The sequence below is a fragment of the Butyricicoccus porcorum genome, from assembly GCF_002157465.1.
GTDB classification, from domain to species: Bacteria; Bacillota; Clostridia; order Oscillospirales; family Butyricicoccaceae; genus Butyricicoccus_A; species Butyricicoccus_A porcorum.
Genome location: NZ_NHOC01000003.1, coordinates 128,436 through 150,061 on the forward strand (window position 1 = coordinate 128,436; position 21,626 = coordinate 150,061).

Below are 21,626 nucleotides of genomic sequence, written 5' to 3' on the forward strand. Positions count from 1 at the left end.
TCGACTTTTTAAAGTATTATCCCACGATTTAGAGTCTGGGAATAGGCGTGCGATTATTTTGCACTTACTATCAATGGTCATGCAATGGCATTTGCAGACTTGTCTGGAATGATGTCGGTTTGTACTAAGACTGGTGATAATTCGAGAGTTAATGTACTGAGTGCCTTAATGTCCTTCTCCTTGGCATTAGATGCTGCCAAGGATCACGAAGTTGGTATTATTACTCCGTATCATGCACAATCTCGCTTGCTTCATGCAATGGCACGAGATGTGGCAGATGCGAATCCGGAATTAAAGCCGATTACCTGTGCTACGGTTCACCAATTCCAAGGTTCTGAAAAGGATGTTATTGTTTACGATGCAGTTGACTGTTATCGTATGCCATATCCGGGGATGCTACTTACTTCAACCGGAAACAATTATGCCAACAGACTTTTCAATGTCGCTCTAACCAGAGCAAAGGGTAAGTTTATCGGTGTGGCAAATATCGCCTACATGGACAACAAGAACCTATCTAGTAGCCTTATGTTTGAGCGTATGATTGAAGGGCAACGAAAAAAACCAAGCTGCCTGAGCGGGCAGGAGCTTTCTCAGAGGCGCTCTGCTATCAGCGGAAGCACCATGAGTTTCTTTGATAATGATGATGGAAATCGTCGGTTCCTTAAAGATGTATCTGAAGCCCGACGTGAAATTAGAATAGATATTCCAGACAAGCCTGTGGAAGATGCGTTTTCCGGACAGTTGGCCACAGCGTTGAAGACTGCCATGGGAAAAGGCATTAAGGTTTATCTCAGAGCAGAAAATAAGCAAGGATTGTCTTCTGCTCTGAAGCCCCTTGCAATAGAGAACCCATTTGTCACAAATCCGGTGGTATTGATTGACAAGAAGATTGTGTGGTTCGGTATGCCAAGCTCTGATGCGAAATTCAAATCAGAGGGAAGTATCCTCCAGACAAGATACCGTCCAGTTATCCGCTTTAAGGGTTCACATACAGTGGCTTCTCTCTATGGCTTTATGGAAATGAGTAGGACTGTAGATCAAAGTAAGACTATCAGTACCGATAATGAAGGAAAAATAACTGATACTTTCGCAAGCTATGTGCTGGCAAATAAAAAGTGTTCTTCCTGCGGTAAACCGATGAAGTTGCAAAAAAGTAAGAAAGGCAAGTTCTTCTTAGCCTGCACGGGTTATCCTGCTTGCCACGAGACTGCGCTTGTCGATGTGGACTTGGTTGAACGGTATTTTTATCGCCATGGTGGAATCGGTCAGCACTGCACACGATGTAACTGCTCGTTGGAAGCAAAGCTTGGTCCCTATGGTCTCTATATTCAATGTTGTGGAGTATCACACCATAAATATAAGCTAGATGAAATTTGATTTGCCCCAAACACAGCAATAAAGAGAAACAATTGGTTAATGTAAGCTGGCAAGGTGATGCTCAACAGAAGTAACGAGCAAAGGGGAAGATTGTATGTTTTCTGCATAAGTTCCTTTTGGAAAACTACGACAGAGAATCTTTTTTGAAAAAGAGAATACTTGAATTTGATCACATCGCTGACAAAACTGTGACAGAATATAGCTGGGGCGCATAAGTATAGTACTTCGGACCCAATTGGTCCAAAGTCACAACCTAACTTCCCGACAAGTTGTCGGAAAGTGAAATCTCCACCAATTTATCTGGGATAAAATAATGGAACTCACATTCCGTTCTCGTTATATAAATTCACTTCAGCACAACTTGAGCAGAAGTTAAATCTGGTTATTCTCGGGAGAATCCCCAATTCTGTGTAAACGCTGTATAACAGTGTAGAAAAGAACGATATTTTATGATGAGGGAACAGCATATTTGCTGTTCCCTTGCTCACCCTATAACGGCAATTCCGTTCTGGTGTCAAGGGCAGCGATGATGAAGTGCCCCCAATAGTTGGACGGTTTTCAAGCGACAGAGCCAGCCTGAATAAAGCAATATGCATAAATGCGTCTAAAAAATCTGGTCTAAATTCGGGTCTATTCCGCCAAAAAGTATGCACGCATTTATGTATATATTTTGCGGAAATAGTTCCGAACGAATTTCCAAGGACAACCAGACACACGACAGCAGGAATTCCGGCCGAAAAGAATAAACGCCAAAATTGTTCAGAAACTACACTTCTGATAGCAATTTTGGCGTTTTAACGTGAAAATTATTTACTTGTTCTCACGAGCAGAGCGACAGTCTCGACGTGGCTCGATAGGCTGGAATTGATGTCTGATTTTCCGCGTGTCCGTGGAAACTGCTCTACACCCGAAATAGGCGAGATAAGCCTGACATCAAATCCGAGGTCTAGAACGCGGCAGTTCTTGGGAACGGTTCTGAACCACACTCCCACTACAATATAATATCGGCAGGGGGGAAGGGGGAGGAGCGCCATTGTTTCGACTCTGCCTTTCTGTTTAGGGGATAAGTCCACGGTGACTTATTTCCGCGAACGCCTTATGCACTCAATCCGCAGCAAATGATGTTCCAAGGCTTATTCCTCGATTCTGGTTGATTGGAGATAAAGATAAGGATAACTCTCGATACACATGTAGGATCTATAAAGACGTAATCTTTGATACAAGCCCGGTCGCCGGGAAAGTGTATAAAAATAGCGAAAACCGCAGGAAACAAGGCGTTTCTTGCGGTTTTCGCTGTATTTGTCGGTGTTCAATTTGTCCCATCAGAGCACAGCCGAGGTGCCCCTGACACTGGCATCTGGGCTCCAGCGCGGCTGGCTCAGGGAATAATTAAAAAGTATGCCAAAATTAAATGGTTTGGGCAAAATTAAAAAGTGTTGATGGCTACCTTTCCAAGATGTTATATTTTTGGAACAGTCGAACAAAGAATTCCTTCAGATTTTTGAGCAGTTCTTGCTTTTTGCTGTCTGACTCTGTAGCATTTATAAATTCATATCCGCCAAATCGATACACGTCATAACCATAAAGGCTCATTTCTCGTTGTGCTTTGACCATCTCGCTATAAAGCCTTGGGGACGCTCTATCTCCATCAGCGTAGTGCTGCTTCCCGTCGATTTCGATAACCACCCTATTGCGATGGGAGAATATCATAAGAAAATCCATTTTCTGATGCTCAAATAGCTTATAGCCACGCTCTGCCTGAGTCAGCGGGTCATAGTAAAGGTATACTTGTGGAAGTAGAGCCGGAAAATCCTTACCACACGTTTTCATTAATTCATAGTATGCCTGCATCATCCACGTTTCTGGGCCTGACTTAGCACCGGCAGCTTTAAAGCTGTCATCCAAGCTATCACAAAGTCTTCTGAGTAAACGGTTTTCTACATTGTCAACGACATCATATTTAGCAGCAAACCATTCTACAAGCTCACTCCAAAGAAGGCCATTTTGCGGGATTGACCTATCATATATGAGACACTTGTCGGCGTTTCTCGTGATTCGGATGTCATTGTTGAGCGCATCATCGAACACGATTTCTGGTTTGTATTTTGCAGCGAAAATAATGTTTTTAACTGTTCCCTGAACCCCAGCCCTCATTGATACACATTGATAAAAATCTTTGTCCCCGATGCTATCCTTGATTTCAAGTTGATATTCATCGTGGGCAAGGTATCTATTAATCACTTCAACGAGTTCAGAATTGTGAATTGGCCCTCGGCGCTCTTCTTCCGCACTCCATCTCCAGTGATGGATATTAGGATTGACATATTGTTCAAGAAGAAAGCAAAAGCCCTCATCGGATAGTTGCAGATAATCTATAACTGTATCCAGCAAATAGCTTTCTGGCCAATCATCAAACCTATCCATGTGCCTTGCTATTTCAGAGATTGTTCCCTCACTCAATGATGGGCAAACTAACTTTGCAAATTCATGATACTCCTTATCACCAGTCAGGCTCCCCATAGCGAGGAGGGCATCAATAATAGACCGGCGAGTCTCATCGATAATTCTATGTTCCTGTTTCGTCTCAGAAGACAATTTCATTTCAACACCTCTCAACGCAGTAGCAGTTGCCTTCCCTCGAAAGCACCGGCTTAAGAAAAGTGCTCATCCACAATCGCATTTAGCTGTGCAGCAATCTCAGAGAACTCTCGGTTCAAATCGAGTGTCCGGACGCTGACTTTATTTCCGCTCATGTGGTAGGTGTTATCCGGCTGGATGAGCTCGTCTGTCCGGGCATACAGTAGCATGCCAGAAACCTCATGCGGACGGTCTCCAAATTCCATATCCTTGTTTTTCACATAGGTGAAAATCTGGTACAGGTTATTCGAGTGAAGCGTATGGACATCATATTGTGCCTGCATCGTGTGCGTGTAGTATTTTGCGTCGATAATCAGCACCCGGTTACCCTGCGTGAGCATGATGTCACTCTGCATCACCGGCAGTAAGGTTCCAACGCCATCGTCCAAGGCCCACGGGATTTGTGAGGCCGTTGCTTTTATCTGTGGGCATTCCTTTGCGTAGTATTCGAGAATGAACTTCTCATACAGCCTGCTCATCCGCTGCTCGTCCACAAAGGAGGCCAGCCGGTACTCGCCGCTGTCAGTGCTCATGAGCATTCCTTCCAGTACCAATTGGCACAGGCTGATAAGCATCCGGTAGGTATTATTGTTGCGATGAAAGCGGATGGAGCTCCATCGAATTGAAGCAGGGTCAATGGTGTCCACATTGGAGAAAAAGAGCATCTCTTTCTTCAGGTCGGTTTTATAATCTTCGCTCACCCGTGCATGCCGCAAAAGGAGCATGACCGTCGTTTTCAGAATTTGATTGAGCAGATTATTCTCCGACAGCTCATCGTATTGGCAGGTCAAGACTTGCTTGCGGGCAAGGCGATTCTGAATAGTACCCGGCATATCGATTTTTCCGCGCACAACAGGAAGCGTTTCTGTCCGGTTCATGTACTCCCGGTATAAGCCCTGCTTCAGTTGTCTTCCGATACCTTTGGCCAGTATTGCGGCAAAAAGATTATGGAGATTGTCGAAATCCTCGGTCGCAACATTCTCATAGCCATCCTGATTCAGCGTGGTAAACGCATAGGACAGCATATAGTAAATGTTTTTGATGAGGATGCTCTTATGCTTGTTTGCGCCAGACTGAGACACGTTGCTTCCAGTGATTGGGGTAATAAACGATATCTCAACATGGAGCACCTTAGATCAATGATCATCTCTGCGGAAGAGAATGATATAGCTTCCTAATGCTGGGAAGCGGCTCAATTCTATAGACGAACTATGCGCTTACCGCCCACTGCATGCTACCAGTCTGCCCATTGCCCGTCAAGGACAGGCGTTGTGCGAGCATCCTTGACGGGTATTGCCCAGCCAGGTACATAGCAGTCAAGGCGGTTAAGCTTAGGAATGAATTTGCGAAAAACTATTGACAGCATCTGACAACTTCCGGTGACGTTACACTTCACGTGCCTCGCCTTAAAGGTGTATCCTTTGAAACAGCCTTTATTGAGCGGTATCGCCATCGGGAGAGCAGCGTAGAAGAAGCCCTTATTGAGATGTATCTGGCCGGTGTTTCCGTGCTCCGAGTGGAAGATATCACTGAGGCTATGTGGGGTAGTAAAGTATCCTCTGCCACCATCAGAGAACTGAACAAAAAAAGCCTATGTTCATATCGAGGATTGATATAATTAGGCAGTGCTGTTACAAAATCCTTCAACACAACATTGTTTCTGTTTTATGGCAAACAGCACGACGGAATAAAGATACTGCAATCTGGAACTCAGCAATAACTGTGCTAAGAGGAGCATATCAAGTATTTTCGTGTTTTTGTTAAGTCTACGACATTAGCGGATCAATTGATAACTTTGATTGTCAAATATAATTGGTGGCATTATAGGGAAATATTGATTACTGGCAGTGAATAAGAACATATTTTATATCAAAAGAATTTTTTGTGGACTATTGACAAAAACAGCTCTTTGTGGAATAATGAAAATATAAAAAATATGAAATGGGGAATAAGGATTTGAAATATTGCGCTAATTGTGGGAACCCAATGGAAGATAATGATATCTTTTGCACAAACTGCGGTGAACAGTTCCCTGATGCCATAGTGGAAAATACAGTTTCGCATGAACAGCATACATCCGACAGTGAACCGGAAGTTCGCAAAATCAATTACGAAGAAGAATGGAATTCTGTAAAAGAGAATATTTCTAATACAGCTGGGAAAGCAATTTCAGGAGCACAGGATATTGTCGCCCAGATCAGTCAGAAGGTTGAGGATCGAAAGCAAAGTATTCAGGTTCAGGTTGCGGAAGAAGTTCGTCAGCAGGAAGAAAAGAAAAAAAGCCGGAAATCTGCAACACTATATGGAAATGTTGGAAACAACTATATGTCCTCCACGGAATTATGGAGTTGGCTAAAGAAGGATTCAAAACGTCAGAGGTTTTTCACTGAAGATTTTTCGGAATTAACAGAAGAAGAATTTATGCATAAAATTGCGGATAAGATCAAGGAAAATGGCGTACCGGCTCATGTTGAGAAACGACCGATTCAATGGGATCGCAGCAGTCTGCGAGAAGAGACTTATTTTGTTGAACCGGAAACAACTGCCGTTAATCCCCTGTCTTGTTTGATTCAATTTAATCATATTGGCAAGTTTACTTTTGTAGAGGAGAAAACTTTTATTACACCTCCTGATTTGCCGGAAGTACCCATGAGCCCGCTTTCTGTAGATCCTACTTTGTTGAAAAAAGCTGGCTATCTGATAATGGGTATACTATTATTGATCGTCAGCGTTTGCTTTTTCATGTTAAATGCAGCCGTTGGAATGTTTGGCTTTTTAGCGGTTGTCGCATTTTTAGCAGGAGCGCTGTTAACATTTATTGGATTTAACTCATCTACAAAGCTTAAGGCTATTCGTGAGCATAATCAGAAATGTGAAGAACAAGAAAAAGCATGGAATGCAGCATGGACAAACTGGCAGAATTCGATATTTCTCCATTCCTTTCAGGAAGATATAAATGGCCACCTGAGCCGAATCTTTGATTCTGTATTTGACTGTATTAAGCAGGTAAGTGATGAAGAATTCAAGGGAAGAGTTTCCCAGGAACACGAAGACAGTAATAATATGAACGAGCTTGAGCAACTGATTGCAAGGCGAAAAGAGGACTACAGATAAATATTAAAAGATACATTTGATGCAAGGTAAATGTTTATTATGTGGGAAAACAATAATAGACATTTACCTTTTGTTATGTGATGAGGGAAATACGATGGCAAGACTTCTCAACTGGGAATCCGTAGATAAAACGACATGGTCTTATAAGCAGGAAGATAAATATTGTACCTATTTGGCTTATCAGCTGACAAAACTGCCGAATTTTACAGATCATCGGTTTCTATATTTATGTAAAGAAGTAGATGGACGGGCGATGGAAGTTGCTAAGAAACAGTTTCTTATGATTCGTCAATTCCACAGTCTTGGTACAAAATGGGCGATAAGCCTACGATTACTCAAAGCAAATGACCGTATTACTCTGTATCTCTTGTTTAGATATGCAGACGTACGTCCGATTTCTGAAGCAGAACTGAATCAGTCAGATAGTCGTATTCGAAATGCTCTGATGAACAATGAGTATTCTTTTCGGAAGATAGACACTATGGCAGAAACAGAACTCTGCCTTGACACCTCATGGGCAACCGAAGTGGCAGAAATAATTAAAGATGAACAAGAATATCAGGGAGACGAGTATCCGACTAAATCTGGCGGACATCTTTCCTTTTATTCTCCCAATATGTGGACAGCCGCCGACAATAATATGGAACATATCTGTCGGGCGTTGATAAACCATAAGGGTACGGCAACTGTTGAAGTTACTATTCAGCCGACAAGCTATCTGGAGGCAGAAAAGCAATGGATCAATGTCAGCATAGGTAATCTGAAAGAATGCATGAACGGCGAGACGCTGAAACATCCAGAGACTGGGAAGATACTTTGGAGAGGGAAAAAACTTCCGATACTGAAAACACCGATTGACAATTTTGAAAAACTGAACAAACAATATGAAACAAGCAGGATTTTTCTGACTTCTGTTCGGGTATTTGCAGAGGAAAATGCAGAAACACTGGCACAGGCATTTCTTGCTAACAGTGTAAAAAATGAAGGACGAACAATCCTTTTTCGCAAGCCATTCGGAAAATACCAATATTTGGAGGAATGTTACAGGTATGCTGTAGCTTCGGCAGATATTCATACTCCGTATTGGAATAGGAACAGAAATAATGCACCATTTAGGGCACAGCGCCTTTGCCGGATTGCTAGCGTGGAGGAAATTGCAAACTTTTTCCGTATTCCAATTCCAACAAGATCAGGATTTCCAGGATTTCTGCTTGATACCGGGCTGGAAGGTTCTGCAACGAGAAAACCAGCAAGAAGTGTCATTCGTCTGGGCAATTATATGGATGAAGCAGGAGATAAAAAAATTCCAGCAGAATTTGACAGTCAGCAGTTCGCAAAGCATGGTTTAATTGTTGGTGTGCCGGGAAGTGGCAAGACGACAGCGATGTTTAATATTCTGTATCAATTTTGGGCTGTACCGGAGGAACAACGAATACCGTTTATTATTTTAGAACCTGCAAAGACAGAATATCGTGCATTGAAGATATTGCCCGAGTTCAAAGATGATTTGCTGGTATTTACATTAGGCGATGAAGGGGTAAGTCCTTTCCGCTTTAACCCTATGGAGGTATTACCGGGAATTAAGATTGAAAGTCATATTTCTAAGTTGGAAGCCTGTTTTATAGGTGCATTTGATTTATTTGATCCACTGCCGCTTTTTCTTGATCAGGCGATTCGGCGCACATACAGAGAAAAAGGATGGTATGATGATAGCTGCGGCGGCGAAGAAGGACTTGAGACTCCTACATTATCTGATCTTTGCCGCAATGCGGAATACATTGTGGAACATACAGATTTTGATGCCAGGATGAGAAGTGATTTTAAGGCATCGTTATTGGAACGACTGAACTCTCTGCGAAGAGGCTCGAAGGGACGAATGCTTGATACGCCGCACTCAATCCCGATGGAGGATTTAATGGGGCGGCCTGTTGTGTTGGAGCTTGACAGTTTGAATGGAGATGAAAAATCTCTCATGATGATGTTCCTGTTGAGTTATGTTTATGAATATTGCAAAGTAAAGAGAAAATCTGGTTCTCCGTTGAAGCATATGCTTCTGGTTGAGGAGGCACACAATCTAATTGGTTCACAGGGAAACAGCAATGACAGTCGGGCAAATCCCAAAGCGCAAACGATAGAACTTTTCACAAATATGCTGGCAGAAATGCGTGCACTTGGTCAGGGCATATTAATTGCAGATCAACTTCCGACGGCAATTGCACAGCAAGCGGTAAAACAGACGAATGTAAAAATTCTGATGCGCGTTACTGCAAAGGACGACCGTGAAGAAATCGGAAATACAATGGATCTCGATGAAGAACAGATGCATCAGGTAGTCAATTTTAAGACCGGACATGCATATCTGTACCATGAAGGTGAGGATCGTGTCAGAATGATTCGCATGGTAGATTTTAAGGGAGAGCACGATGTGGAGGAACCTCCATCTGATGATGAATTAAAGGACATGATGTGTCTCTATCAGCAACTACATAGTGAGATGTATCTTCCGTATCCGGAATGCAGTGGAGTGTGCGTAGTTTGCAACAGACGAGCTCGCAATCAGGCAGAGAATTTTGTACATCAGATTCTTCTGGAAAAAGGCGCAGATCCATATATGTTGGCGTTCCCACCGGCAGATAGAGAGACTTTCAGAAAGACGCAGGGAATTGCCGGTGTTTGTAGATTACTCGCAAAGCGAGAATCCATGCGTATTCGGAAACGATATGGTAAATTGGGCGAATGCTTTGGTCCCTGCGTGTATATACATATGCTGAATCAGGCATCAGATAAGCTGGGTGCCAGCACCAATGAAAAACAAAAGACTGAAAATATAGAAAAATTTAAACAGATTAGCAAGTAAAGGGGAAATATACGATGGCAAGATTGGAACAACTGGAACAGTTTACAGAAGAAATTGAATCCAAGGAAACAGAGGTTGAAGAAACAGACCAGAAACTTCAGGAGGCGAATGAGCGTCTGAGCAGCCTGGAAAGTGCAGTTAATCAGTTATCGGAGGATCAGGAGGTTTCCGAGTCGCTGGAATCCAATAAGCAGGAAGCAGAACAGGAGAAAACAGAAGTTGAAGAAAAACGCTCCCAGTTGTCAGAGAAACTGCAAAGTATGCAGGGCGAAATGGAAGATCTGAACGAGATCAATGAAAATTCTGCATCTGTTCTGAGCGAATTGGCAGAAATCGGAGAGGATATAAGCGCATCTGAATCTATTATAGAAAATAGAAGGAGTCAGATATCATCGTATCAGGAAAAGATTCAAGAACTTCTTGAGAGACTGCAATCACAGGGATAAAACTCAAAATGAAAATTGAACTGAATGAACTGGCTTCCCGAATGGAAGAAATAGAGCAGGATGAGGATCGCTTAGAACAAGAAAAGGAAAAAACAGAAAATCGGGAAAAAAAACTGCAATTAGCAATGCTTAAACTGGAGACAGATGTTCAAATTGCGGAACAGTTAAAGAAAAATCAGGAAGCTGCACAGGAGGATGTGCGGAAACTGGAAGCAAGAACAGAAAACTTACGGGCAAAATGGAAGATCATGCAAGAGGAATTGCTGCAGATGCTGGAACAGGACAGAGCCAGTATGCAGGTGTTGAGTGAATTGGAGGAGCTGGGGGAGGATGTATCTGAAAGTAAGACAATTTTGAAAGAGCGTAATATCATTATGGGGGAATGCCGCAGACAGCTGAATGCTCTGGCAGAGCGCCTGGGTGTCAACAATACAGACAGCGGGTCTGCTGACCTCAAACAAATTGATTTTGAACACACAATGAATACTCCTTCGGAATTGAAAATATTGGAGGAAATGCGAGCTTCCGATGGACGGGAGGACGAAGTATTGGAAAATGATATCAAGGAACCGAAGGAAAGAAAACCGCGGCTTCCATCTGGAAAGCATGGACGATTGTTAACCAGGGAAGGCAGACTGGAGTATATACCAGATGATCCTGAAGTGCAGAGACTCTTACAGGCATATGGAAGGGGCTCTGTAGAATATAAGGACAATTATCCTGATTTTTCACCATTTATAATGCATGAATTTCCGGACAGTATAAAAATAAACTGTCAAGTGAAAATTGGATATATGGGAGTTTATCGTGAAAACCCTGGATGGGAGATAGGACGCCGTAATACAAAGGACAGCTATAATTTGTCGGCTGAGCTTGGAAACTACAGGCAGGCTGATGTGGCGCTATGTGATCTTATTTTGAAACAGAATCCTGAGCTTGCCCGTGAATGGAATACAGAAGAACAAATTCAAATCGGAAGATTGGATTTATGCAGAAGGATAACGAAATATCGTCAGATCAATCATCTTACATGGCATGAATGTGAAGATGGGGTCACCATGCAGCTGATTCCGGCAAAGATTCATGATGCATGTGCACACAATGGCGGTGTTGCATGGCAGAGATTTGTTTTTGACTGTATTGATTTTGATGATATCCAGGGAGAACTTTATGAGAAGTGATATTCATTCGGAAACAGAATTGCTGGAACAGAAGACGGAAGAGGAAGAACAGGAAAAAGAAACGCTTGAAAACAGGGAGATTATTTTAAGGACTGCGCTTGGACAACTGGAAGAAGATATTCAGGTTTCAGGTATTCTTGAGAAAACATTTGAGTCTGTCGAAAAAGACAGACAGGGAGTGCTCAAAAAACTAGAAGAATTCAGGGAATATGTGCAGAGCTTGCATTTTCAGATGAAAGAAACTGTAGATGAGACACAACGAAGTTGGAAAACCATTCAGGAATTAAAGGAATTGGACGAGGATGTTTCGGAAAGTGAAGGCATTCTGTTAGATAGAATGGTTCTGCTAGAGGAAACACATAAACAACTGGAAGATGTTGCGGTACGTCTGGGCATGCAGTTGGATGCGATGGAGTGTAGCTTTGAAACAGATGTTTCCGGAAGAAAGGTATCTCAACACATGAAACCAAGGCATACAATTGGAGATCTGATAGCAGGGATATTTGGAAAAAAAGAACGCCAGGAAAGTGGTAAGGAAAAGCAGGAAAATCAGCGCAAAATACAAGATTTTTCAGGGTTTGTTGTTGCAGAGATGAGACCGGGACAGTGGAATATTATTGGAGGAACGGGGTTTGAAGCATATTCTGCCTATGATAAGAATATTGACCAATATACTGTAGATGGTACTGGATATGAGAACGATGTTGTTCAGATGGTGGATATCAATTCAATAGAAGGAATCTATTTATGGCAGGATGATATAGATAACCCGGAAAGATTTTGGAGTCAGCATCATTCGGAGGGAACGAAGGAATCTTTTGTAGAAATTGCTTCTCATATTCCAGAAGTGCAGGAGCAACTGAATTGTGGGGTCCCGCTCTATAAACTGCTTGAGAATGAGCGACTGGGAGCGTGTGCCTCTTTATATTTTGATCCGTTGCGGTCAAATGCTCCAACTCTTTTGCAAGGAGACGGATTTTATGTATTTCAGTCTAATGGTCGTCATCGAGTTCTCGCTGCAAAAGAGTTGGGGTACAGCTTTCCGGTGCGGATTACAGGAAGACTGATCAAAAAAGATTAAACAAATATTGAGGTGGGGAAGATGCTTTGCGAAAAGCAGGAATGCAGCTAAATATTGCTCTAAACGGATAAAACATAGGAGAATACAATGTATTGCAGAAATTGCGGACTGGAATTAAGAGATGGTGCCAAATTTTGCCCAAAGTGTGGAGCACCACAGAGTGAGCGGGTGGAAAAGAAAAGTCGAAAAACGAGGTGGTATGTGGTTGCCTCAGGTCTTGCAGCATTAGCGCTTATTGCCGGTTCTGCTATAGGACTATTTGAACGGCGAAGTTAGTGCTGCTGATGCGCATAATAATATGCTTGAATGGGTAATTGAAATAAATCCAGATTTTATGAATGACGAAGATGAAACTGAGATAGATATGCAATTGGCGGAATATACCCATGATATCGCAGACCATATTCTTGAGGAACTGGATCAACCAGAGCCAGATATTGAGCAGATTAGGAAATATAATGATACATTGAAGAAGATACTCGAAGAGGAATTGAATAATCAAGAATATGCAAATATTCTTGGAAGATGGAGTATAATGGTCTCATAAATTAAGACACTTTTTCGGACAGATTTTAATGAATCTGATATACATAAACCAGTATGTAAGAAAGGATCCATTATCATGTCCAGACAAAGAAGAAGTTTTAGTGCCAAATTCAAGTCAAACCTTGTAATTGAGCTGCTTAAGGGTGAGAAAGATCTCAATACCCTGGCAGCTGAAAATAGCATCCAACCAAATCTGCTCCGTAACTGGAAAAAGGAGTTCCTGAACAATGCTTCGGTTGTGTTCGACGACAAGCGCGAGGAAAACCTCAAAGAAAAGCTTGCCGAAGAGCGAAAAGAGAAAGCGGAGTATGCCAAAAAGGTTGGTCAGTTAACCATGCAGGTTGACTGGCTCAAAAAAAAATCTGAAGAAATTTGTGGACCTGACTACGAGAGTAAGTTTAGTCCAAAACCTTTTGACGACTAAGGAAATTCCGGCTTCCGTTGGTGCCAGGTTGCTTGACATCAACCGTACAAGCATTTATTACAAGGGCGCCCCTATTTCAGATGAGGAACTGGCCTGCAAAGAGATCATTGATCATCTCCATACAGATAATCCCACTTGGGGCGCAAGACAAATGTCTGCACAGTTAAAAGCCCGTGGTTACCAGGTTGGGCGCCGCAAGGCAAGACGCTACATGAATGAGATGGATATTTACCCGATCTATCCAAAGATGAATCTTTCCAAGCGAATGCAGCAGGCGAAAGTATGTCCATATCTTCTTCGTAATGCGGTCATAGACAAGCCAAATCAAGCATGGTCTATTGACATTACATATATCCCGATCAAGCGCGGATTTCTATATCTGACAGCCGTGATCGACTGGTACAGCCGTTGTAATGTCGGCTGGGAAGTGGATGACACACTTGATACCAGAATGGTTATCAGTGCCCTGAAAAAAGCTTTCAAAGTAGCAAAACCTCAAATCCTGAATTCAGATCAGGGTTGTCAGTTTACAAGTCAGCAATACATTGACTTTGTAAAGGAAAACGGCATCCGCCAGAGTATGGATGGAAAAAGTCGCTGGGCAGACAACATCATGATTGAACGCTGGTTCCGCAGCTTCAAGTATGAGGAAGCCTATCTGACACAGTACAACAACATCAGGGAAGCAAGAGCTGCTATCGGACAGTATATCCACATCTACAACTTTGAGCGGCGCCATTCTGCACTTGATTACCAAACACCGGCTGAATGCTACTATCCGGCAATGTTGATGCCATATGTAGCTTAGCATATATTGAATCTGGGGAGTGCTCCACTGTTCTCCCCATGTTTCTTGTAACTTGTCCACTATATCAGTTCATTATAAAAATCTTAGATTTTTGTCTTGACAACTGAGCCACTATAGAATGTCCAAATGCTGTCTGGTGTTCCGATATTACCTATATCTGGACAAGAGATGGTTTTGTATACCTGACCAGCATTATGGATTTATATTCCCGAAAAATTATGGCATGGACACTTTCCGATTCCATGGATGTATCCTGCGTAATTGAAACCGTAAATAAAGCTAAAATCCGCCGTAAAATTGATCAGCCTTTGATTATTCATTCTGATCGTGGCAGTCAGTACATATCCAGAGAATACAAACGGGTTACTGCTGGAATGCAGCGCAGTTATTCAAAGAAAGCATTTCCATGGGACAATGCCTGTATCGAATCTTTTCACGCTATTATCAAGCGTGAATGGTTGAATCGTTTTAAAATTCTCAACTATAACCACTGTGAAACCGGCTGGTTCTGTCTTGCCTCCACAGGATATTTTCCCTATAATAATGGTGTAGAGGGAGGCTTGACACTATGGCTGTAACACTGAAAACCCTTGCCGAACACACTGGCTTTTCCATTGCCACGATCTCCCGTGTCCTGAACAATGACCCGACCATGACAGTCAGCGAGGAAACACGGCGTATGATCTTTGATACGGCACACAAACTGGGTTATACCGGCGGTTCCGGCCGCCGATCCCAGCGTATTGTCACGGATACCATGGTGATCGGCATTGCCGAAATGCTGTCTCCTGCGGAGCAGATGACCGATCCCTATTTTCTCTATTTAAAAAATTTCGTCGAACAGACCTGCTTTGAGCAAAAGCTGCAAAACGTCACCCTGCGGGAGGATGCGGATGGCTACCATGCCCTGTCCCCCTCCGGGGTTGACGGCATCATTGCTATCGGTTATTTTTCCGATCAGCAGATTGCGTCCCTGCAGTACCTGAGCAGTAACATTACCTTTCTGGATTCCTCGCCAAACGAGCTTCTGTATGATTCCGTCGTGCTGAATTTCGAGCTGGGCATCCATCAGGCGTTGGATTACCTGCGTTCTCTGGGACATGCCCGCATCGGCTTTCTGGGACCCAAGCGCCTGGGAGATGAACACCGGCGCATTGTCCTGGAGCCCCGGCGGCGGTATTTTGAGCATTATATGCGGGAAGCCGGCCTGTATCGCAGTGAGCTGGTTGTAGAAGTCCCCATGCGTGACCAGTTGGCTGTGGAAGAGGAATTTTTCATGCGGATGCGCACCTGGAATCCCCAGACCATGCCCACCGCAGTGGTAGCAGTCAATGAGGAATGCGCCATCGGTGTCATCCATGCCCTGCGCCGGCTGCAGCAGCAGGTTCCGGAGGATATGAGTATTGTCAGCTTCAATGATACTGTCATGTCCTCTGTGGTGGAGCCTGCCCTTACCAGCATCAGCCCCCATCTGGATTACATGGCGGCAACCGCTGTCCGCCTGGTACAGCAGCGTGCTTCCACCCCGGCCCACCAGCCGGAACGCCGGTTCCCCCAGAAGGTTGTCATACCGCCCACGCTAACCGTGCGCCGCAGTACGGCAGAATGCCGCGAAATCATGGAATAATAAAAAACCCGCCTGTTTTCCCGAAGCTTTTCCGGGTACAGGCGGGTTTTTTATATGGATATTTTGCGTTATCTGTCTTATCTGCCGCTGCGCAGATCTCGGATACTGTCAGTTGCAGCCCGGTTCTTCTGCATGCCGGTATGCAGCATAGTGCTGCACAGACACAGCGCACCGATTTCCTTCCAGGCATTGTTTTTCATGCTATGCGCCTCCTTTCCGGTCTCTGCCGGTTTGGTTTTCCTGTTTACAGGCACAGTATAACGCAACATTCCTATGAATACAATCGCCAAATCCATCGAAATCATCCCCGGGTAAACCCAGGTAAACTGTATCTGTTCCCTTTTACCATAATCCCTGTTTTGTTTGTCTCAAACAGGGATTTTTACCAAAGAAACCTCTTGATTCGCGGGTAAAATACCGCTTTAATCTAGTAAAATTTACTAAAATTATATAAAACAGTGAAAATCTGCAATTTTATTTTTATTTCCAGTTAACATTTTCACTGGTATTTGGTGCAAATCAGGCTGTTTTCTTTTGCAGCAATATTTTATACTATGTAACAGAAAAAGGGGATAACGTGCACGAAACTCCTTCTATTCGAACCAAAAAGTTCACTAACATGGAGGTAACGAATTATGGCAAATGAAAACAATACCGGCAGACTGCCGGCCCGCCAGAAATATGCGTTCGGCATCGGCGCAATCGGCAAGGATGCAATCTGTAATCTGGTAGGCGCATTCCTGATGCTGTATTTCACCGATACGCTGGGTCTGAATCCGGCATTCGTCGGCGTACTGTTCGCAGTTGCAAGAATCTGGGACGCAATCAATGACCCGATGATGGGTATGATCTGCGACAACACCCGCACCCGCTTTGGCAAATTCCGTATCTGGCTGACCATCGGCACGCTGGTCAACTCGGTATTCTTTATTCTTCTGTTCACCACACTGGGCATTGAAAAAGGCTCCACCACCATGTACATCTACGTTTCCGTTATGTACATCCTGTACGGCATGACCTATACCATCATGGACGTTCCGTACTGGTCCTGGCTGCCGAACCTGTCCTCCAATCCCCACGAGCGCGAAAGCATCTCGGTTATTCCGCGTATCTTCGCTTCCTTTGGCGGCTTTATCGTCTGCACCTTCGGTCTGCGCTTTATCAACATGTTCAACAATATGTTCGGCGACAACTCCGTTATGCAGGAGCAGGCTGACGGTTCCTTCCTGAACATTTCCGAAACCGGCTTTACCGCAATTGCTGTCTGCATCGTTGTTCTGTTCATCGTGTGCATCGGCATCACCGTATTCAACGTAAAGGAAAAGCCCACCACCGGCGCCGGTACAGCAAACAGGACCGGTCTGAAGGAGACCTTCTCCATCATCATCCACAACGATCAGCTGGTTGCCTTCATCGGCCTGCTGCTGACCTTCAACCTGGCTACCCAGCTGCTCAAGGCATTCTCTGTTTACTACTTCAAGGAAGTGTGCCTGGCTGCTGACCTGTACTCTGTATTCGGCTTCACCATCATCTTCGAGATGATCGGCCTGTTCCTGTTCCCGGTTATTGCACGCCATCTGGCACGTGAAAAGGTTTACTTCCTGGCCTGCGGCCTGCCGGTTATCGCAATGGCTGCCCTGGCAATCTGCGGCTACATCTGCCCGACCAGCTATGCTGCTGTTATCGCATGCTGCGCATTCCTGTTCTTCGGTTCCGGCCTGTCCCTGGGCACCACCACCTGCTGCATCGCTGACGTTATCGACTACGGCGAAGTGAAGTTCGGCAAGCGTAACGAAGCAATTACCTGCTCCGCGCAGACCTTCCTGATGAAGGCTGCACAGGCTGTTACCGGTCTGTTGTCCGGTGTTGGCCTGTCCCTGGTTGGCTACAACGCAGCCATGGCCGGTCATCAGTCCGCCGGTACCATTCTGGGCATCCGCGTCCTGATGTTCGTCATCCCGATCATTCTGTGCGTCATCAGCTTCCTCATCTTCAAGTGCGTTTACAAGCTGAAGGGTGAGAGACTGTCTGAGCTGACCAACGAGGTCAACGCTCTGCACGCTGCTCAGCCGGCTGCTGAATAATTTCATTCACCAACCCGTTCCTATCTATCCATACATAAGGCTTTGGGAAGGGCAGAACATGCCCTTCCCGGAACCGAAATAAGTCAGAAGAACAACTTTTTTGTAAAGAGAGAGGCGATCCCATGCAAATCCTGTACCATGAATCCAGCCGCACCTTCCATCTGTGCAACAACAGCATCAGCTATATCATCAAGGTTCTGCCAAACGACCAGCTGGGAAACCTGTATTTTGGCAAGGCCATCCGTGACTGTGAATCCTTTGACCACCTGATGGAGATGAATCATCGTCCGATGACCTCCTACGTGTTTGAAGGTAACAAGACATTCTCACTCGATCATATCAAGCAGGAATACCCGTCCTACGGTACCACGGATTACCGGCACCCCGCATTGGAGATCGTGCAGCCCAACGGCAGCCGCATCACCAACTTTACCTATATCTCCCATTCGATCACCCCCGGCAAGCCGGCGCTGGAAAACCTGCCGGCTACCTACACCGAACAGGAGGATGAGGCACAGACCCTTACCTTCCATCTGCGTGATGCGCTGCTCGGTGCAGAGCTGGATTTATACTATACCCTGTTCGCTGACCGTCCGGTGATCACCCGCAGCGCCCGTTTTGTCAACAACGGCAGCATGGATCTGCATCTGACCACTGCCATGAGCCTGAATCTGGATCTGCCGGATTCCAACTATGATTTCGTACATTTTTCCGGCGCATGGGCACGGGAACGGCACATGAAAACCCGCCATCTGGAGGCAGGCATCCAGAGTGTGGAATCCACCCGGGGCACTTCTTCCCACAACCACAATCCCTTTATCATCCTCAAGCGCCCGGAAACCACGGAATTTTCCGGCGAAGCCATTGGCTTCAGCCTGGTATACTCCGGTAACTTTCTGGCACAGGTAGAGGTGGACAGCTGGGATACCACCCGTGTTACCATGGGCATCAATCCCTTCCAGTTCGACTGGAAGCTGGAACCGGGCGAGCATTTCCAGACCCCGGAGGCTGTCATGGTTTACTCCACCGAAGGCCTCAACGGCATGAGCCAGACCTTCCACAAGCTGTATCAGAAGCGTCTGGCACGGGGCTACTGGCGTGACCGTCCCCGTCCGATTCTGATTAACAACTGGGAAGCTACCTACTTTGATTTTACCGAAGATAAGCTGGTCAAAATCGCAGAAACTGCCAAGAATGACGGCGTGGAGCTGTTCGTTCTGGACGACGGCTGGTTCGGCGCACGCTGCAACGACTTCGCCGGTCTGGGTGACTGGGTTGCCAATCCGGATCGTCTGGCAAACGGCATCACTGGCCTTGCGGAACGCATTGACCAGTTGGGCTTGAAGTTTGGTTTATGGTTTGAGCCGGAAATGGTCAACAAGGATTCCGACCTGTTCCGTGCCCATCCCGACTGGCGCATCTGTACGCCAAACCGCCGGGCTTCCCATGGCCGCAATCAGTTTGTCCTGGATTTCACCCGCCAGGAGGTTGTGGATGCCATCTATGAGATGATGGCAAAGATCCTGTCCGAGGCAAAGGTATCCTACATCAAATGGGATATGAACCGCTGCATTTCTGAAGCCTTTTCCGCTTCCCTGCCGGCTGACCGTCAGGGTGAGCTGTTCCATCGCTATATTCTGGGTGTTTATCAGCTGTATGACCGTCTGACCACCCGTTTCCCTCATGTGCTGTTTGAATCCTGTGCATCCGGCGGCGGACGCTTTGATCCGGGTCTGCTGTACTACGCACCCCAGGGCTGGACAAGTGATGATTCCGATGCCATTGAGCGTCTGAAAATCCAGTACGGCACCTCCATGTGCTATCCCATCAGCAGCATCGGCGCACATGTTTCCGCCGTTCCGAATCATCAGATTTTCCGCACCACGCCCATTGACACCCGTGCCAATGTGGCGCACTTCGGCACCTTTGGCTATGAGCTCGATTTGAACAAGCTCTCCGATGAGGAGCGGGAAAAGGTACGTGAACAGATCAAATTCATGAAGGAATATCGTGAAGTGCTGCAGTTCGGTACATTCTACCGCCTTATCAGCCCGTTTGACAACAGCAATTTCGCTTCATGGATGGTTGTCAGCGAGGATAAGAAAACCGCACTGGTAGGTTATTATAAAATTCTCAATCAGGTCAACGCAGGCTATCACCGTGTCAAGCTGTGCGGCTTGGACCCGAATCTTTGCTACAACGTAACGGGCTACCGTGAGAACCCTGCATCCTGTCATTATGGTGACGAGTTGATGCATGTAGGTCTGCTCACCACTGACGGCGCATCCGGTCAGCCGGATGAAAGCAAGGAGCATGTCAGTCATGATTTCGACTCCTGCATCTTTGTGCTCCGAGCACAGTAACAATTGCTTATCTCTCTTCTTTCTATTTTTTCTCTCTTTTTAGATGCAAAACCGACACAGGAAACTGTGCCGGTCTTGCGTCATCAAAATTGTTTTTTTCTGCGCATCTGCTCAATACTCATGTGCTGAATTTCACGGGTCGTCTTGCGGTACTGGGATGGTGTCATACCGGTTTTGAGCTTAAATGCCTTGGAAAACACCAATGGGTCACGATACCCGCACATACTCGCAATGGTCCCGATAGGCAATGCCGTAATGGTCAGCTGTTCTTTGGCACGGGTCAGACGGAAATTGGCCAGATATTCGCTGGGCGAGGTATGCAGGATAGTCTGGAACAACGTGGACAGGTAATTCCGGCTGATCTCCAGATGCTCTGCAATGTCCCGTACCCGGATATCCTCCGCATAGTGCTCCTGAATGTATTCCACCGCCGTGCGTACATAATAATTCTGCTGCTCCGGATAAACCATATCCCGCTGTCTGGATAAATCCCGTGCCAGATGGGCAAAAAAGCGGTACAGCAGGGACTCCATCTCCAGCATGTCCGGCAAATCCTCTGCCTCACAGTGCAGCATGGATTTCACCACATCCAGCAGCTGCTCCCCGCAGTCCCCATGGAAGGTGGGCATGCTCACGGTCAGTCCCATTTCCTCCAGCAGCTTTTTGGCACGGGTACCGTCAAAGCCAATCCACAGGTATGTCCATGGATCGGCTTGATCAGCTTCATAGAACGTCATGACATTGGGTTCAATCAGAAAGCCCTGATCCTTCTCCAGTTCATAGGTCCGGCCGCCGAGCTGATATCTCCCTTTTCCCTTTAGTACATAATGCACAATATAATTGGGACGGACCGCCGGTCCGAAGCTGTGTCCCGGCTGGCACAGGGAATACCCGCAAAAGCACAGATACAGCTCCTGATTCTGTCGTTTCCTTTCCATTGTCCGTACATAGGATTCCTCCACCGGACATCCCTCCTATCCCCAAAATCGTTTTATTATATAGTGTAACATAAACCCTTGATAAAATCTACCTGACAAAAAAACGAGGTGAATGGTCTTGATTCTTTTGGAACAAGCAGAAC

At 45.3% G+C, this 21,626-nt stretch carries 18 protein-coding genes and 2 pseudogenes; 16 read left to right on the forward strand and 4 right to left on the reverse strand.

Annotation, left to right across the window (positions count from 1 at the left end):
* Positions 1-84 precede the first annotated feature (84 nt).
* On the forward strand, positions 85-1,377 hold the full coding sequence (locus tag CBW42_RS04065; RefSeq protein WP_087018035.1) for an AAA domain-containing protein: 1,293 nt from the start codon (positions 85-87) through the stop codon (positions 1,375-1,377).
* Positions 1,378-2,820: 1,443 nt separating this feature from the next.
* On the opposite strand, the gene CBW42_RS04070 is transcribed toward CBW42_RS04065, so the two are convergent.
* Together CBW42_RS04070 and mcrC are read right to left on the reverse strand one after the other, a co-directional pair.
* A complete protein-coding gene (locus tag CBW42_RS04070) occupies positions 2,821-3,978 on the reverse strand; it encodes an AbiJ-related protein (protein ID WP_087018037.1) in 1,158 nt (385 codons plus the stop codon).
* A 50-nt stretch (positions 3,979-4,028) separates the two neighbouring features.
* Positions 4,029-5,039, reverse strand: a complete 1,011-nt coding sequence (gene mcrC / locus CBW42_RS04075) for a 5-methylcytosine-specific restriction endonuclease system specificity protein McrC (protein ID WP_087018105.1) — start codon at positions 5,037-5,039, stop codon at positions 4,029-4,031.
* Between the two features lie 18 nt (positions 5,040-5,057).
* Between mcrC and CBW42_RS15525 the strand changes: the two are divergent.
* The 13 genes and pseudogenes from CBW42_RS15525 to CBW42_RS04130 all read left to right on the forward strand — a co-directional run.
* Positions 5,058-5,192, forward strand: a pseudogene (locus tag CBW42_RS15525) (IS256 family transposase); the annotation flags it as partial.
* A gap of 191 nt (positions 5,193-5,383) precedes the next feature.
* A pseudogene (locus tag CBW42_RS04080) lies at positions 5,384-5,624 on the forward strand (transposase); the annotation flags it as partial.
* A 331-nt stretch (positions 5,625-5,955) separates the two neighbouring features.
* Positions 5,956-7,128 (forward strand): zinc ribbon domain-containing protein, encoded by a 1,173-nt coding sequence (locus tag CBW42_RS04085; protein WP_108721042.1) that lies wholly within the window; start codon positions 5,956-5,958, stop codon positions 7,126-7,128.
* Between the two features lie 94 nt (positions 7,129-7,222).
* Complete coding sequence (locus tag CBW42_RS04090) at positions 7,223-9,985, forward strand: ATP-binding protein (protein ID WP_087018041.1); 2,763 nt, start codon at positions 7,223-7,225, stop codon at positions 9,983-9,985.
* Between the two features lie 14 nt (positions 9,986-9,999).
* Positions 10,000-10,431 carry a hypothetical protein gene (locus CBW42_RS04095; protein WP_087018043.1) on the forward strand — a complete coding sequence of 144 codons (432 nt, stop codon included), beginning with the start codon at positions 10,000-10,002 and terminating at the stop codon, positions 10,429-10,431.
* Between the two features lie 8 nt (positions 10,432-10,439).
* On the forward strand, positions 10,440-11,612 hold the full coding sequence (locus CBW42_RS04100) for an HNH endonuclease (protein WP_087018045.1): 1,173 nt from the start codon (positions 10,440-10,442) through the stop codon (positions 11,610-11,612).
* Positions 11,602-12,693 carry a hypothetical protein gene (locus CBW42_RS04105; protein WP_087018047.1) on the forward strand — a complete coding sequence of 364 codons (1,092 nt, stop codon included), beginning with the start codon at positions 11,602-11,604 and terminating at the stop codon, positions 12,691-12,693. Before CBW42_RS04100 ends, CBW42_RS04105 begins: the two co-directional genes overlap by 11 nt.
* A gap of 87 nt (positions 12,694-12,780) precedes the next feature.
* Positions 12,781-12,969: a zinc-ribbon domain-containing protein gene (locus tag CBW42_RS15315; protein ID WP_087018049.1), complete on the forward strand. Its 189-nt coding sequence runs from the start codon at positions 12,781-12,783 to the stop codon at positions 12,967-12,969.
* Positions 12,970-12,991: 22 nt separating this feature from the next.
* The gene (locus CBW42_RS04115) at positions 12,992-13,240 is read left to right on the forward strand and encodes a hypothetical protein (protein WP_087018051.1); all 249 of its coding nucleotides are present in this window, start codon (positions 12,992-12,994) and stop codon (positions 13,238-13,240) included.
* Positions 13,241-13,315: 75 nt separating this feature from the next.
* Complete coding sequence (locus CBW42_RS14935) at positions 13,316-13,663, forward strand: transposase (RefSeq protein ID WP_242969783.1); 348 nt, start codon at positions 13,316-13,318, stop codon at positions 13,661-13,663.
* Positions 13,614-14,471, forward strand: a complete 858-nt coding sequence (locus CBW42_RS04120) for an IS3 family transposase (RefSeq protein WP_242969784.1) — start codon at positions 13,614-13,616, stop codon at positions 14,469-14,471. The genes CBW42_RS14935 and CBW42_RS04120 overlap by 50 nt, the downstream gene beginning before the upstream one ends.
* Before the next feature lie 113 nt (positions 14,472-14,584).
* Positions 14,585-15,049: a DDE-type integrase/transposase/recombinase gene (locus tag CBW42_RS04125; protein WP_278308580.1), complete on the forward strand. Its 465-nt coding sequence runs from the start codon at positions 14,585-14,587 to the stop codon at positions 15,047-15,049.
* Complete coding sequence (locus tag CBW42_RS04130; protein WP_087018053.1) at positions 15,040-16,098, forward strand: LacI family DNA-binding transcriptional regulator; 1,059 nt, start codon at positions 15,040-15,042, stop codon at positions 16,096-16,098. Before CBW42_RS04125 ends, CBW42_RS04130 begins: the two co-directional genes overlap by 10 nt.
* Positions 16,099-16,175: 77 nt before the next feature.
* Here the strand turns inward: CBW42_RS04130 and CBW42_RS15150 are convergent, their stop codons facing one another.
* Complete coding sequence (locus CBW42_RS15150) at positions 16,176-16,298, reverse strand: hypothetical protein (protein ID WP_278308577.1); 123 nt, start codon at positions 16,296-16,298, stop codon at positions 16,176-16,178.
* 435 nt (positions 16,299-16,733) lie between these two features.
* On the opposite strand from CBW42_RS15150, the gene melB reads away from it, so the two are divergent.
* Together melB and CBW42_RS04140 are read left to right on the forward strand one after the other, a co-directional pair.
* A complete protein-coding gene (gene melB / locus CBW42_RS04135; protein WP_087018055.1) occupies positions 16,734-18,182 on the forward strand; it encodes a melibiose:sodium transporter MelB in 1,449 nt (482 codons plus the stop codon).
* 122 nt (positions 18,183-18,304) lie between these two features.
* On the forward strand, positions 18,305-20,545 hold the full coding sequence (locus tag CBW42_RS04140) for an alpha-galactosidase (protein ID WP_087018057.1): 2,241 nt from the start codon (positions 18,305-18,307) through the stop codon (positions 20,543-20,545).
* Positions 20,546-20,628: 83 nt separating this feature from the next.
* On the opposite strand, the gene CBW42_RS04145 is transcribed toward CBW42_RS04140, so the two are convergent.
* Positions 20,629-21,507 (reverse strand): AraC family transcriptional regulator, encoded by an 879-nt coding sequence (locus tag CBW42_RS04145; protein ID WP_087018059.1) that lies wholly within the window; start codon positions 21,505-21,507, stop codon positions 20,629-20,631.
* Between the last annotated feature and the right edge of the window lie 119 nt (positions 21,508-21,626).